The organism is Propylenella binzhouense, assembly GCF_009866965.1.
GTDB classification, from domain to species: domain Bacteria; phylum Pseudomonadota; class Alphaproteobacteria; order Rhizobiales; family Afifellaceae; genus Propylenella; species Propylenella binzhouense.
In genome coordinates this window covers 1-13,892 of the sequence record NZ_SPKJ01000102.1, presented here as the reverse complement: position 1 = coordinate 13,892, position 13,892 = coordinate 1, and the positions used below count along the sequence as shown (strand labels likewise).

The 13,892-nt window shown below is 69.8% G+C and carries 16 protein-coding genes; 5 read left to right on the top strand and 11 right to left on the bottom strand.

The window, feature by feature from the left end:
- Positions 1-4 precede the first annotated feature (4 nt).
- The gene (locus E4O86_RS19525; RefSeq protein ID WP_161142230.1) at positions 5-1,552 is read right to left on the bottom strand and encodes a putative bifunctional diguanylate cyclase/phosphodiesterase; all 1,548 of its coding nucleotides are present in this window, start codon (positions 1,550-1,552) and stop codon (positions 5-7) included.
- A gap of 254 nt (positions 1,553-1,806) precedes the next feature.
- Between E4O86_RS19525 and E4O86_RS19520 the strand changes: the two genes are divergently transcribed.
- The 3 genes from E4O86_RS19520 (at position 1,807) to E4O86_RS19505 (ending at position 4,170) form a co-directional block, all read left to right on the top strand.
- On the top strand, positions 1,807-2,637 hold the full coding sequence (locus tag E4O86_RS19520; protein ID WP_281351641.1) for an aspartate dehydrogenase: 831 nt from the start codon (positions 1,807-1,809) through the stop codon (positions 2,635-2,637).
- A gap of 75 nt (positions 2,638-2,712) precedes the next feature.
- A complete protein-coding gene (locus E4O86_RS23970; protein WP_205520985.1) occupies positions 2,713-3,819 on the top strand; it encodes an autoinducer binding domain-containing protein in 1,107 nt (368 codons plus the stop codon).
- Between the two features lie 111 nt (positions 3,820-3,930).
- Positions 3,931-4,170 (top strand): hypothetical protein, encoded by a 240-nt coding sequence (locus E4O86_RS19505; protein ID WP_205520984.1) that lies wholly within the window; start codon positions 3,931-3,933, stop codon positions 4,168-4,170.
- Here E4O86_RS19505 and E4O86_RS19500 read toward each other — a convergent pair.
- The 5 genes from E4O86_RS19500 to E4O86_RS19480 form a co-directional block, all read right to left on the bottom strand.
- Positions 4,167-4,658, bottom strand: coding sequence for a helix-turn-helix domain-containing protein (locus tag E4O86_RS19500; protein WP_161142225.1), 492 nt, complete (start codon positions 4,656-4,658; stop codon positions 4,167-4,169). The genes E4O86_RS19505 and E4O86_RS19500 overlap by 4 nt on opposite strands.
- A 489-nt stretch (positions 4,659-5,147) precedes the next feature.
- Positions 5,148-6,017: an SDR family oxidoreductase gene (locus E4O86_RS19495; protein ID WP_161142224.1), complete on the bottom strand. Its 870-nt coding sequence runs from the start codon at positions 6,015-6,017 to the stop codon at positions 5,148-5,150.
- Complete coding sequence (locus E4O86_RS19490; protein ID WP_161142223.1) at positions 6,014-6,244, bottom strand: hypothetical protein; 231 nt, start codon at positions 6,242-6,244, stop codon at positions 6,014-6,016. Before E4O86_RS19490 ends, E4O86_RS19495 begins: the two co-directional genes overlap by 4 nt.
- Positions 6,241-7,344 carry a tRNA epoxyqueuosine(34) reductase QueG gene (queG, locus tag E4O86_RS19485; RefSeq protein ID WP_205520987.1) on the bottom strand — a complete coding sequence of 368 codons (1,104 nt, stop codon included), beginning with the start codon at positions 7,342-7,344 and terminating at the stop codon, positions 6,241-6,243. Before queG ends, E4O86_RS19490 begins: the two co-directional genes overlap by 4 nt.
- Before the next feature lie 11 nt (positions 7,345-7,355).
- The gene (locus tag E4O86_RS19480) at positions 7,356-8,048 is read right to left on the bottom strand and encodes a glutathione S-transferase family protein (RefSeq protein ID WP_205520983.1); all 693 of its coding nucleotides are present in this window, start codon (positions 8,046-8,048) and stop codon (positions 7,356-7,358) included.
- A 110-nt stretch (positions 8,049-8,158) separates the two neighbouring features.
- Between E4O86_RS19480 and E4O86_RS19475 the strand changes: the two genes are divergently transcribed.
- Positions 8,159-8,965 (top strand): undecaprenyl-diphosphate phosphatase, encoded by an 807-nt coding sequence (locus E4O86_RS19475; protein WP_161142221.1) that lies wholly within the window; start codon positions 8,159-8,161, stop codon positions 8,963-8,965.
- On the opposite strand, the gene E4O86_RS19470 is transcribed toward E4O86_RS19475, so the two are convergent.
- The 5 genes from E4O86_RS19470 to cysQ form a co-directional block, all read right to left on the bottom strand.
- Positions 8,956-9,942 (bottom strand): complex I NDUFA9 subunit family protein, encoded by a 987-nt coding sequence (locus E4O86_RS19470; RefSeq protein ID WP_161142220.1) that lies wholly within the window; start codon positions 9,940-9,942, stop codon positions 8,956-8,958. The two genes, E4O86_RS19475 and E4O86_RS19470, sit on opposite strands and share 10 nt — an antisense overlap.
- Positions 9,943-10,089: 147 nt before the next feature.
- Positions 10,090-10,605, bottom strand: coding sequence for a DUF305 domain-containing protein (locus E4O86_RS19465; protein WP_161142219.1), 516 nt, complete (start codon positions 10,603-10,605; stop codon positions 10,090-10,092).
- Positions 10,606-10,709: 104 nt separating this feature from the next.
- Positions 10,710-11,525 (bottom strand): TrmH family RNA methyltransferase, encoded by an 816-nt coding sequence (locus E4O86_RS19460; RefSeq protein ID WP_161142218.1) that lies wholly within the window; start codon positions 11,523-11,525, stop codon positions 10,710-10,712.
- On the bottom strand, positions 11,522-12,403 hold the full coding sequence (locus E4O86_RS19455; RefSeq protein WP_161142217.1) for a class I SAM-dependent methyltransferase: 882 nt from the start codon (positions 12,401-12,403) through the stop codon (positions 11,522-11,524). The genes E4O86_RS19460 and E4O86_RS19455 overlap by 4 nt, the downstream gene beginning before the upstream one ends.
- Complete coding sequence (gene cysQ / locus E4O86_RS19450; protein WP_161142216.1) at positions 12,400-13,251, bottom strand: 3'(2'),5'-bisphosphate nucleotidase CysQ; 852 nt, start codon at positions 13,249-13,251, stop codon at positions 12,400-12,402. The genes E4O86_RS19455 and cysQ overlap by 4 nt, the downstream gene beginning before the upstream one ends.
- A gap of 128 nt (positions 13,252-13,379) precedes the next feature.
- Here cysQ and E4O86_RS19445 point away from each other — a divergent pair.
- Positions 13,380-13,892: SRPBCC family protein (locus E4O86_RS19445; RefSeq protein WP_161142215.1), on the top strand; the 513-nt coding region annotated here is incomplete at its 3' end.

The window sequence follows — 13,892 nt, the reverse complement described above, 5'->3', positions numbered from 1 at the left end:
CCGGCTAGGCGCTCGCGGCGGCGGGCGCCGCGGCGCCGACGAGCGCGGCCGCCTCGTCGGCTGCCACCGCCGCGCCGAACAGGAAGCCCTGCCCGAGCGAGCAGCCCTCTGCGAGAAGCGCGCTGCGCTGCTGCGGCTCCTCGATCCCCTCGGCCGTGACGGTGAGGCCCAGGCCGCGGCCGAGGCTCAGTATCGCCTGCACGATCGCCGCGCTGTCCTTGTTCGTCGCCATCGACTGGACGAAGGCGCGGTCGATCTTGATCTCGTCGAACGGGAAGGTCTGCAGGTGCGACAGCGTCGTGTAGCCCGTGCCGAAATCGTCGAGCGAGATCCGCACGCCCGCCCCGCGCAGCGCCGCCAGGAAGCTCTTGGCGGCGGTGAGGTCGCCGATCAGCGCCCGCTCCGTGATCTCCGCCTCCAGGCGGTTCGGCGGCAGCCCGGTCTCCGCCAGGATCTTGATGAGCCGGAGCCCGACCGCCTGGTCGCGCAGCAGCACCGGCGAAAGGTTGAACGACAGCCGGACCTGCGCCGGCCAGGCGAGCGCGTCGGTGCAGGCCCGCCGCAGGATCTGCTCGGTGAGGTCCACGATCAGCCCGCGATGCTCCGCGACCGGGATGAAGCGGGCCGGGGGAATGTCGCCGAGCTCGGGGTGCTGCCAGCGGGCGAGCGCCTCGAACCGCGTGATCTCGCCCGTGTTGAGGTCGACCACCGGCTGGTAGTGCGGCTCGATGCGGCCCTCCGCGAGCGCCTTCCGCAGGTCCCGCTCGAGCCGCGCGCGCTCGGCCATGAAGGCGTCGAGCCCCTCGTCGTAGAACCGGTAGGAGGCCTTGTTCTCCTCCTTGGCGCGGTAGAGCGCGACATCGGCGCGGCGAAGCACCTCGCCCGCGGTCCGCCCGTCCCGCGGCACGAGCGCAATTCCGATGCCGCCGCCGAGATAGTGCTCGATATTGTCCGCCCGGACCGGCTCCTCGAAGGCGCGCTTCAGGCGCTCGGCGATCCGGGCCGCGCCCGCTTCCCCCGAAAGCTCGGGCACCAGGACGGCGAATTCGTCGCCGCCGAGCCGCGCCACCACCGTGTCCGCCTTGACGGCGTTCGACAGCCGCTTCGCCATCGCGACGAGGATGTCGTCGCCGACGGCGTGGCCGTAGAGGTCGTTCACGGCCTTGAAGCCGTTGAGGTCGAGCATGAAGACGGCATGCTCGCCGTCCTTCTGCATCAGCCGGACGAGCTCGCTCTCGAACTTGCGCCGGTTGGCGAGGCCCGTCAGCGGGTCGTGCAGCGCGAGCTTCTGGGCGCGCTCCTCGGCGGCCTGCCGGAGGCCGAGCTCGGAACGCTGGTCGGAGAGCCGGCGCAGGCCGAAGGCGAGGAGGGCGACGCTCATGATCGCGACGGTGACCGCCAGCTCGTCGAGCTGCCAGTCCTCGTGCTGCCGGCTGTATGTGTGGAAGCGCTCGAAGAGGTCGAGGTTGAGCGTGACGACCCGGACCGCCATCGCCATGCCGAAGATGACGATCGCGTCGATCACCGCCCGGCGGTTGCTGCGCACGCTCATGAACATCCTGATTCCGCTCGACATCCTGGAGGCCTGGTTCGCTAAGGCGCTGGATCACCGGGGTAATTTCTAGGCCTCGGACCGTAACATCCGGTTAAGCGCCGCCAGGGGCGGCCTGCGTGCGGCCGGGGGGGCGGCCAGGGGGCGGGCAGCGCTCGGGAAGCGTGCTTGCCCGTCCTTGCGGCGGGGCGGCGAGCCGCTATCCTCCGCCGGTGCGGATCGGCGGGCGGGAAAGGATATCGCATGGTGAGACTTTGAACGGATCGGGAGCTCGCCCGGGCAGCGCCCTGCGGGTGGCGGTCGTCGGTGCCGGCGGTGCCGGAATGAAGATCGTCGAGGCGCTCGACGCCGGCATCCCCGGCTGCGAGCTCGCGGCGGTCTCGGTGCGCAGCCGCGAGACGGCCCCGGAACGATTCGCCCATCTCGGCCGTCCGGTTCCCGTCTTGGCGATCTCCGAGTTGGAGCCCGTCGCCGACGTAGTCGTCGAGTGCGCCCCCGCCGCGCTCTTCCGCGCAATCGCCGAGCCGGTCCTGCGCGCCGGCAAGATGGTCGTGGCGCTCAGCGCGGGCGCGATCCTGTCGAACGGGGACCTCGTCGAGCTCGCGCGCGCTGCTGGCGGCCGGATCGTGGTGCCGACCGGCGCGCTCGTCGGGCTCGATGCAGTCGCCGCCGCCGCCGAGGGCACCATCCGTTCGGTGCGCATGGTCACGCGCAAGCCCGTGCGCGGGCTTGCCGGCGCGCCCTATCTCCTCGAGCACGGCATAAGGGTGGAGGAAATCACGGAGCCCTTGATGGTCTTCAAGGGAACGGCGCGGCAGGCCGCCACCGGCTTTCCCGCCAATCTCAACGTGGCGGTGGCGCTGTCGCTCGCGGGCATCGGGCCGGACCGGACCGAGCTCGAGATCTGGGCCGATCCCGCGCTTGAGCGGAACTGCCACACGATCGAGGTGGATGCCGATTCGGCGCGCTTCTCGATGTCGATCGAGAACGTCCCGAGCGAGAATCCGAAGACCGGCCGGATCACGGCGCTTTCCGTCATCGCCTGCCTCAGGAAGCTGGCGGCGCCGCTGCGGGTGGGGACATGACAGGCCGGGCCGGCTTCAACTTGCGGGTGCGATCTCGAAATCGATGCGGGCGCTGACCGCCGCCTCGAGCAGGAGGTGGACGAGCCGCGTCAGCGGCACGCCGGGAAGGGCCGCGGAGATGCGCCTCGCTTCGCGGGACACCTGCAGGAGCTCCCCGGTCTCGATCGCGCGCGCAATGGCTTTGCGGACGGTTTCGTGGAGCTCGGGCGGGGTGGTGTCGACGGGCACAAAGGGGTGGAGGACGTCTCGGCAGGCCATCTTGTTGTTCTTTCCTTCGTGGCGCCGAAACTGCCGAGCCGCCCTTTGGTTCCCCCGCCGATGCCCCTTTCCGGCCGATCGGAATGGCGGCCGCGCGGCGCGGTCGATCTTGGCAAGATCGCGACGAACGGCTCAACTGGCGGCAGGAATGCTCTGGCCGGTCGAGGTGGGGAGGCCATTGTGAACCCTGCTGAGCTTTCGTTCGGCTTCGTCGAGCGGTGCGGTCTGCACCGCTCCATGCAGGCGCTTTTCGACGATCTCGCCGACTGCGTGCGGGCGCTCGGCATCGACCACCTGATTCTGACCCGGCTGCCGGTGCCCGAAGAGGGGCTCGAAGGCGTCGTTCTCGAGCAGAACTGGCCGTCGGCCTGGTTCCGCCGCTATGGCCGGCGCAACTACTTCTCGCATGATGCCGTCGGGCAATGGGCGGTCCGGACCAAGCGGCCCTTCCTCTGGAAGGAGACCCCGCCCGACCTCGCTGCCCGTCCGGAGTTCCGGCGCATCTCGGGCGAGGCGCGGGAATTCGGCCTGGCGGATGGTTTCGTCGTGCCGATGTGTTCGGCGCGCGGGCGGCAGGCGGCCTTGTCGTTCAGTTCGAGGCACAAATGCGAGTTCGGCACGCGCGAGCGGGCTGCGCTGCATCTGATGGCGCTCTACGCCTATGGTGCGGCGATGCAGCTGGTCGGCGAGCATGGTCGGATCGGCCGGCTGACGGAACGGGAGCAGGAGGTCCTGCGCTGGGCGGCGGACGGGAAGACCGCTTGGGAAACCTCGGTGATCCTCAGGATCTCGGAGAGAACCGTCGCCAAGCATCTCGAGGCGGTCCGCCGAAAGCTCGACGTGACGACGACGAGCCAGGCTGTCGCCGTGGCGCTTCAGAACCGCGAGATCGTGGTTCAGTCAATGGGGAATTTGGCCACGTGACAGCAGGCCCGGGTCTGGTGTCCACTCGTGAGCCGCCTTGCGCAAGGCCGCGGCCTCGCCGGGTGGCATCGACTGGGGGGCAGTCGACGTGGAAGCGTCAATGGAGCGGCTATGGGGAAGGCAGAGCTCATTGCAATGGGGCCGGTTTCGCTCGCGGATTACCGCGATGCGCCGGACCGGAAATATTCGGCCGATCTGATCTCGCTGGTCTACGCCGTCGCTGATCTGCATCGGCGCGCCGAAGAGCTCGGCATGCCGAGCGTGGCAAGGTACCTGGCCCTGGCGGTGTCCGAGCTCGCCGGCCGGCTCGACGGGCCGGCCGCGGAACTGGGCGCCGCGGAACCGGGCTAGGCCGGCTCGCGCCGGTCCTTCCCGAGCGACCGCTCGGCCGATTCGATAAGCGCTTCGCTGCTTGGCTTTCCGTCGATCTCGGCGATCGTGCGGGCGGCGCGCAGAACGGCGCTGATGACCGGCTGGGTATCGGAGCGCACCTCGCCCTGGGCGCGGCGGAGCACCTGCGCAAGGGCATCCGTCAGTTCCGCAGCGGCGCGAAGGGCGAGATCCTTGTCGCGGCCGGCGGCATCGGTGGCGGCATCGCTCTTCGGGAAGAAGTGCGAGATCGGTACGTCGAGAGCCGCGGCGATCTGCTGCAGGCGGCTCGCTCCGATGCGATTCACGCCCCGCTCGTACTTCTGGACCTGCTGGAACGTCACACCGATTGCTTCGCCCAGAGCCTCTTGCGTGATTCCCAGCTGCTTCCGGCGCAGCCGGACCTGGTTTCCGACGTGAACATCGATGGGGGCGGGCGAACGAGTCGCTCCAATCTCGGCCTGCACCATCAAGCCTCCTGACAACAACGGATGCATATGCGTAGGGATCGCGCAGCTTTTAGGCGAATTGGAACGGCATCGCGAGCACGCTCGGAGCCGCGCCGTTTGGACAATGCTGACATGCTTAACGCAAGGTCGCCGGGATCCGCCGTGCACGCGGACCGATGCCCTGCCTGTCTCCCTCCGTCCAACGGCCTCTCCCGTGTGATCTGACCGCCCCCACGGTCAAAGATCGGAATTTCGTCCGTACCACAAGGTGGTGCGAATAAGCGCGTCATATCAAAAGAAAACGCCTCGATTGGCAAGACCTCCGCGCGCCGCCGCGCCGCTGATTGCGCCTCGGGCGCTGAATTCGCGGAATGGTAGCGGTGCGCATACCGCAAACGGAAGATATTCTATCCATGGTGTCGGCTGGCTCGACCGGCAATATGGTTTGGCACAAAACAGAATAGCTTTTGAAGCACAACGTTTGGTCATGACCGCATGCGAAATTCTTCCTCACGGAAGTGCCTCTCGGGCCAGCGTGGCGGCGAGCCCCTCGCGATAGGTCGGGTGGGCGAGCTCCACCCCGAGTTCCGGCCTCACGCGCGCGCTGCGCACGCGTTTGTTCTCCGCGTAGAAGGACCGGGCCATCGGCGTCATCTCGGCATCGGCATAGGCGACCTCCGGCGGTGGCGGCGTGCCGAGAAGCGCTGCTGCATGGGCGAGGACGTCCTGCGGCGGGGCGGGCTCGTCGTCGCTGCCGTTGAAGATGCCGTCGGCGCGCCGTGCGAAGGCCGCTTCCACGATCGCGGCGATGTCGTCGACATGGATGCGGTTGAAGACCTGGCCGGGCTTCACGATCCGCCGGGCGGTGCCGGCCCGGATCTTCTCGAACGGACCCCGTCCGGGACCGTAGATGCCGGCAAGCCGGAGAATGGCGACCGGAATTCCCTCCTCGCGGCCGAACCGCTGCCAGTCCGCCTCGGCGGCACGTCGCCGCCCGGACCTTTGCGAGACCGGCCGGCAGGGGGTCGCCTCGTCCACCCATGCGCCGCCATGGTCGCCATAGACGCCGACCGTCGATAGATAAACGATTGAGCAAGGGCGCGCGCGCGCGATTTCCCGCCCGAATGCGCGCAGCACCGGGTCGCCGTCCTGGTCGGGAGCGATCGAGACGAGGACGTGCTCGAGCCCCTTCAGTCTGTCCGCCACGTCCGGCGCCGGATGCGCGCCGTCGAAGACGACCGCCTCGATGCCGTCGGATTCGAGCCGCAAAGCCTTCTCCGCGCCGCGCGTGGTGGCGAGCACGCGGTCGACGCCGGTCCGCAACCGCGTGACGGCGGCGCTGGCGGAATAGCCCATCCCAAAGACGAGCAATCCCGTCATCGGCGACGGCTCGTCGGATGGCGGCGGGCATGCCGCCCGAGACGCAGCCGCTCGATCTCCAGCGTTCCGACGGAAAGCCTCTCGAAGCGTGCCCGACCGACCTTCAGCCCGCCGACGGCCAGACGGCCGATCGCCAGGCCGCCGAGCGCGAAGGCTCCGACGGCGAGCGCCCCGAGCGCGGCCGCGCCGAGCGCGTTCGCTCGCCCGAGGGTCCTTCCCGGAATCATGCCACCGCGTCCCATTCCTCGCGCACCGACGCATCCGCCTCCGCCGCCCTTCGTTCGCACGCCAGCCCGCGCGCCTCGCCTGGATCGAGCCGTGCGAGCGCCCATATGGCTGCGCCCCGGACGAGCGGGCTCTCGTCATCGAGGCAGTGGACGACATCATGCTTCAATGCACAAGATGGCGAATTTCCGATCGCGATCAGAACGTTCCGAATGAACCTTTCGCGCCCGATCCGCTTCACCGGCGATCCGGAGAAGAGCTGCCGGAAACCGGCATCGTCGAGGCGTACCAGCTCGGAAAGCCGGGGAGCCTCCAGTTCGGGGCGCGCCTTCAGCTTCATCTGCGCGGCCGCGGCGGCGAACTTGTTCCAGGGGCAGACGGCGAGGCAGTCGTCGCATCCGTAGATGCGGTTGCCCATCTTCGGGCGGAGCGCGCGGGGGATCGGTCCCTTGTGTTCGATCGTCAGGTACGAGATGCAGCGTCGGGCGTCGAGCCGGTAGGGTGCCGGGAAGGCGTCGGTCGGGCAGGCGTCGAGGCAGGCGCGGCACGAGCCGCAATGGTCGCGCTCCGGCGCATCGGCCGGCAGTTCGGCCGTCGTGAAGAGGGCGCCGAGGAAGAGCCAGGAGCCGAACCGGCGGCTTACGAGGTTCGTGTGCTTGCCCTGCCAGCCCAGGCCGGCAGCCGCGGCGAGGGGCTTTTCCATCACCGGCGCGGTGTCGACGAAGACCTTGATCTCCGCCCCGGCGCGCGCCGCAAACGTGGTGCCGAGCCGCTTCATCGCGCCCTTCACCACGTCATGATAGTCGCGGTTCCGGGCATAGACGCTGATCGTGCCCGCCTCCGGGTCGGCGAGCGGGGCGAGCGGGTCGCCGTCGGGGCCGTAATTCATCCCGAGCATGACGACCGAGCGCACCTCGGGCCACAGCGCGGCCGGCGATCCGCGCCGGTCCGCCGTCTCCGCCAGCCAGTCCATCGTGCCGTGATGGCCTTCGGCGAGCGCTTGGGCGAGCCGCGCGGCCGCCTCCGGCGCTGCGTCGGGCCGGACGATCCCGATGATTGCGAAGCCTTCCTCCGCCGCCAGGCGCTCGAGGAGCGCCCGCAGCGCCGCCGGCTCTAGAAGTCGAGCAGGGCGTAGTGCTCGGGCGGGCGGACGGTGCGGATCTGGTCGGCGAGCAGCGGCCGGAAGCCGGGCCTCGACTTCATCCGCATATACCAGTTCTTTGCCTCTTCGGCTTCCGACCATGGCACCTCGCCGAGATAGTCCGCGACCGAGAGCGCGGCGGCCGCCGCGAGATCGGCATAGCTCATCCGCTCGCCGGCGAGCCAGTTCCGCGCGCCGAGCAGGTGCTCAATATAGGCGAGATGCGTCCGAATGTTGGACCGGGCGGCGCGCAGCGCGGAGGAATCCGGCGAGCCGTTGCCGCCGCGCCGGGCGCGCTCGCGCTTCGTCACCTTCTCCTCGACGAGATAGCCGGTCACCTCGTCGTCGAAGCGCATCGAGAACCACTCCGTCAGCCGGCGCACCTCGGCGCGCTGGGCGGCGCTCGACGGCAGCAGCCTGCGGTCGCCGAGGGCGAAGCCGCGGGTCTCGTCGAGATATTCCGAGACCGCCCAGATCCCGCAGACGGGCGGCGCGTCGTCCTCCACGAGCACCGGCAGCGTGCCGGCCGGGTTGACGATGAGGAATTCCGGGCGTCGCTCCCAGGCGGCCTCCTCCTGGAGCTGCGGCACGATCTCGCACTCGGCGAGCACGAGCCGCACCAAGCGGGAGGGCACCGAAAGCGGATAGTGGATAAGCGTGATCATCCGCGCGACCGTCTCAGTCCGAAGCGCGGGGGAGGGCGTTGGCAATTCCTCCATTCCGCGGCGATAAGAGCCCCGACCGGAACCGCCGATTCGGGGAAAGCGACCTCTCTATGGATACGCTCAAGCTGTTGGAAGCCATCTTCTTGGGTTTTCTGGAGGGGCTCACGGAGTTCATCCCGGTCTCCTCGACCGGGCATCTCCTCCTTGCGACGCACTTTCTCGGGTTCCGGACCGCGGGCCGCTCCTTCGAGGTGCTGATCCAGCTCGGGGCGATCCTCGCGATCCTGTCGGTCTATTTCGCCAAGCTCTGGCGGGTGGCGCTCGCGCTGCCGGACGACCCGGTCGCCCGCCGCTTCGTGCTCTCGATCCTCGTCGCCTTCCTGCCTGCGGCCTTCGTCGGCGTGCTCGCGCACGGATTCATCAAGAACGTCCTCTTCGAGACTCCGTTGCTCATCTGCATAACCCTGATCGTGGGCGGTGTCCTCCTGGCGCTTCTCGACCGCCTCGACACCGCGCCGGTCCACCGCGACGCCATGCTCTATCCGCCCGGCCTCGCCTTCCGGATCGGGCTGTTCCAGACGCTCGCCATGATCCCCGGCGTGTCGCGCTCGGGCGCGACCATCGCGGGCGCGCTGCTGATGGGCTGCGACAAGCGGTCGGCCGCCGAGTTCTCCTTCTTCCTGGCGATGCCGACCATGGCCGGCGCCTTCGCCTACGATCTCTACAAGAATCGCGATGTCATCTCCCTCGACGATGCCGGCGTCATCGCGCTCGGCTTCCTCGCCGCCTTCCTCGCCGCGCTCGTCGTCGTGCGCAGCCTCCTCGATTTCGTCTCCCGCCACGGCTTCGCGCCCTTCGCGGTCTGGCGCATCGTGGTCGGCACGCTCGGCCTCCTCGCGCTCTGGCTCTACGGCTGAGCCCCGGGGCGGATCTGCGTGAACTGGCCGTATTCGCGATAGGCCGAGAGATAGGTGGGCAGGATGATTTCGGCCGCGGTCGGCGCGATGCCGAGCCCGGCGAGCGTCCTGCCCTCGGCCGCCGCCGCCTCCGACACCACGTTGTCGCGTTCGAGCATGCGGACCTGGTCGGCCGTCAGCGGCGCGCCCGGCAGCAGCTCCAGGACGCGGCCCATCGTCCGCGCCAGCCAGAAGGGCAGCGGCAGCAGCGCGCGGCGCCGGCCGGTCTCGGCGAGCACCCGCTCCAGGATCTCGCGGAACGTCATGATCTCGGGGCCGCCGAGCTCGTAGATCGTGCCCGGCCGCGCGAGCCCGTCCACCCCGCGCGCGACGGCCTCGCCGACATCGCCGGCGAAGACCGGCTGGAAGCGCGTCTGGCCGCTGCCGAAGAGCGGCAGGACCGGGCTGAGGCGGGACATCGCGGCGAAGCGCCGGAAGAAGCCGTCGCCCGGGCCGAAGAGCGTGGAGGGCCGCATGACCACAGCCTCCGGCACCGTCTCCAGCACGCCGCGCTCGCCGAGCCCCTTGGAGCGGAGATAGCCGATCGCGGACTGGGCGTCGGCGCCGATCGCCGAGACATGCACGAGCCGGGTGATCCCGGCGCCGCGCGCCGCTTCGGCGATCGCGCGCGGACCGAAGGCCTGCACCGCCTCGAAGGATTGCCGCCCCTGCGGCGCGAGGATGCCGACGAGGTTGACGACGGCGTCCGCGCCCTCCACCGCGCGGTCGACCGACCAGCGGTAGCGGAGGTTGGCCTGGATCGCCTTGATCTGGCCGACCGTGCCGTAGGGCTGCAGGTGGCCGGCGAGGTCGGGCCGCCTGACCGCCACCAGGATCCGGTAGCCGCGCTGCGCGAGCGCCCGTACCACATAGCGGCCGAGAAAGCCCGAGCCGCCGAACACGGTGACGAGCCTTCTGGACGAGTCGGGTACGGTCATGGGCGCAACTCCTCCGGCGCCGGCGGCGCCGCTCGGCCGGTCATGTATCGCGCGGCCGGCGGAGTGTATAGTCCTCGCCGGGGACGCCGGCTCCGCCCCCGCCTCCGTCGCGGCGGCCGCTCCGATGTCCCGGTCCGGCGCAGGCGCCTATTCGGGCGGCGGCGGAGGATCGCCGCGCTTGCGGTAGGAGAGAAGGTCGGGCGCGTCGTCCGGCGGCGGGTTGCGTTCCAGCTCCGCGATCAGCGCCTTCATGTCGCCGATCTCGCGCACCTGCGCCTCGATGATCCGGTCCGCCAGCTGCCGCACCCGCGGATCGCGGATATGGGCGCGCTCGCTCGTCATGATGGCGATGGAATGATGCGGGATCATCGCCTTCATGTAGGAGACGTCGCCGACCGTCTGCTGGCTGCGCACCAGCCAGAGCGCCGCGGCGAAGACGATCGCGCTGCCGGCGAGGATCGCGAGATTGGCCGCCTTGTTCTTGTACATCGCCCACATGAAGCCGAGCATCACGATCGCCATGGCGGCGCCCATGACCACCGCCATCCAGGTGCGGGTCTGGCTGTAGAAGACGTGCTCGAGCGCGTAGGTGTTGAGATACATCAGCCCGAACATCACGACCGTCGAGGTGGCGATCATGGCGGCGAAGCGTGCGTAGCTCATGGTCCTCGTCCTGTGGCCTGGCACTGCCGGTAACGGGAAGAGGCGCGGATCGTTTCGCGGTTAAGGAGGGCCGGGATGCCGGTGCCGCCGGCTTGAGGCGCGCCTCAGAGCGTGGCGCGGAGCGCCTCGTAGATCATGAGCCCGGTCGAGACGGCGAGGTTGAGCGAATCCGCTTTGCCGCGCATCGGGATCCGGACGAGGAGATCGCAGGCCCGGGCGAGGCTGTCGGAGAGGCCCTGCTGCTCGTTTCCCATCACCAGGATCGCCGGGGGCGAATAGTCGGCCCCGCGGTAGTCCTCGGTGGCGGAGAGATGCGTGCCGATGAGCCTGTGGCCGCTCCGGCTCGCATGCGCCACGAGCGCCTCCTCGGAAGCGCGCGCGAGCGGAACGTGGAAGATCGAACCCATGGTCGCGCGCACGGTCTCGAGCGCGAACGGGTCGCAGCATTGCCCGACCAGCGCGACGCCGGCGACGCCCGCCGCGTCCGCGGTCCGCACGATGGTCCCGAGATTGCCGGGATCGCGCACGCGGTCGAGCGCGACCCAGAGACCGCCGGCACCGATCCGCTCGCTCGGCGCGAAGCTCTGGCGGAAGACGCCGATCACGGTCTGCGGGTTGTCGCGCCGGGCGATCTTGCCGAGCACGGCCTCGCTCACCTCCAGCACCGTGCCGCCGGCAGCCTTCACCTCGGCGGCGAGCTGGCCGACCGCCGGGTCGTTCGCCTGCTCCGCCTGGAAGACGAGCGTGTGCACGGGCCAGCCGCCGTCCAGCGCATCGCGCACGAGCTTGCGCCCCTCGGCGAGGAAGAGGCCCGTCTCGTCGCGGTACTTCTTCAGATGCAGCGCGCGGATATCCTTGACGAGCGGATTGGCGAGGCTCGTCACCTTCCGGAAGACGCCGGGCCTGCCGCCGGCGGTCACGGGCCGCTCCGGCGCACGAAGAGCGAGGTCGAAAGCAGCCGGCCGCCTGCCTCTTCGAGCACCAGTTCGCCCGCCTCCGTCGGCCCGCCGAAGATCTCGCGCACCATCATTTCGAGCGAGAGAAACGAGGCGCGGATCGCGTAGGCGGTGAGGATCAGGGTCCCGTGCTGCGGTTCCAGCAGGTCGCGGCAGAGGCGGAGGAGATCGGGAAGGTCGCGGAAGATGTCCCAGATTTCGCCGTTCGGCCCGCGCCCGTATTTCGGCGGATCGAGCAGGATGCACTCGTAGCGGTTGCCGCGCCGGACCTCGCGGGCCGCGAATTTCGGGGCGTCCTCCGTCAGCCAGCGGATCGGGCGGTCCTCCAGCCCGGAAAGGCTCTGGTTCTCGCGCGCCCAGGCGATCGCCTTGCGGGAGGCGTCGACATGGGTCACGCGCGCGCCGGCCTCGGCGGCGACGAGCGATGCGAGGCCGGTATAGGCGAAGAGGTTGAGGACCTTCGGATGCACCCGGTTCGTCAGGCGCTCCGTCATGTAGCGCCAGTGTGCCTCCTGCTCGGGGAACACGCCCACATGGCGGAATGAGGTGAGCTTGCAGCAGAAGGTGAGGGGGCCGTGCCGGCAGGTCCAGTTCTCCGGCCGGCCGGGCTTCCGCCGCCACCGGCCGGCGCCTTCCTCGTCGGTGTCGCCCGTGAACGCCGCGTCGGCGGCTTCCCATTCGCGCTCCGGAAGCCGTGGCGTCCAGATCGCCTGCTCCTCGGGCCGCACCAGCACCGTGTCCCCGAACCGCTCGAGCTTCCGGCCGTGGCCGGAATCGAGCAGGCGGTAGGTCTCGAACCCGTTGGTCGTCAGGAGCAGCGGGCCTGACGGGCCGTCGCTCATTCTGCCGGGCTCAGCTCCAGGCGATCGAGAAGGGCGGCATCGCCCGTCGCGATGAAGAAGGGGTTCTCGAAGTCGCGCATGCCGGCGACCTTCAGCTTGCCGTAGCCGAGCGGCCTGCCGTCAAGGGTCACGACGGCGCCGCCCGCGGCCCGCAGGACGGCGTCGCCGGCCGCCGTATCCCATTCCATCGTCGGGCCGAACCGCGGGTAGAAATCGGCGGCGCTCTCCGCCACCAGGCAGAATTTCAGGGAGGAGCCGATCGAGCGCCGCTCGGCGGCGCCGACCTTGTCGAGCGCTGCCTCGGTCTCCGGCGTGGAGTGCGAACGGCTCGCCACCGCGACCGGGGCGCCGTCGACCTCGCGTGCACGGAGCGGTTCGGCGTCCTCGACCCGGGTCGAGCCGGCATCGACCTTCGCGGTCCAGGCCGAATCGCCCGCCCCGGCGTAGATCCTGCCGAGCGCAGGGGCGAGCACCACGCCCGCGACGGGGCGGCCGCCCTCGATCAGGCCGATATTGACGGTGAATTCGCCGTTCCGCTTGATGAACTCCTTGGTGCCGTCGAGCGGGTCCACCAGGAAGAAGCGGCGTCCGATCGCCGGCACGCGCCCTTCCGACACGGCCTCTTCCGCCACCACGGGAATATCGGGAAAGGCGGCCCGCAGCAGCGGCTCGATCACCGCCTCGGCGCGCCGGTCCGCCTCCGAGACCGGCGACTTGTCGCCCTTGAGCTCGACGTCGAACTCGGTTGCGTAGACGGCAAGCACCTCGCGTCCGCCAGCCAGCGCGGCTTCGACGAGAGTCTTGAGGAGCGGGTCGGAGCCGGGGGTCGGGGCGGGTGCGCTTGTCATGGTGCGCAGCAATAGCGTCTTGCGCCCGGCCAGCCAACCGGAACCGCTTCGACGGCGCATAAATCGTGCTAGGCCATTGTCGGCCGGGCGCGGCCGGTGCAAACATCGGATGCAAGGGAGGCCAGTTGATGGAGCTCAAGGGCGAATACCGGATTGCCGCCCCCCGGGAGCACGTCTGGGCGATGCTGAACGATCCCGCCGTGCTGCGCGCGTGCATCCCCGGCTGCGAGAGCCTCGATGCGGAGGGTGACGGCTTTGCGGCGAGGGTCACCACCAAGATCGGTCCCGTGAAGGCCACCTTCACCGGCACCGTTTCGCTCACCAACATCAATCCCCCCGAGAGCTACACGATCTCGGGCGAGGGGAAGGGAGGGGTCGCCGGCTTCGCCAAGGGTGGGGCGGACGTCCGCCTCGCAGAGGACGGCGATGCGACCGTGCTCAGCTATTCGGCCGACGCCAAGGTCGGCGGCAAGCTGGCCCAGCTCGGTTCCCGCCTGATCGATTCCACCGCCAAGAAGCTCGCCGAGGAGTTCTTCGCCTGCTTCGCCGCTCGCGCCGTGCGCGACCCCGCTGGCTCCGCCGCGGCGGCTGCCGCTCCTGCGGTGGTCGCGGCAGCGGGCGGCGCCGCCGCTCCGGCGGCG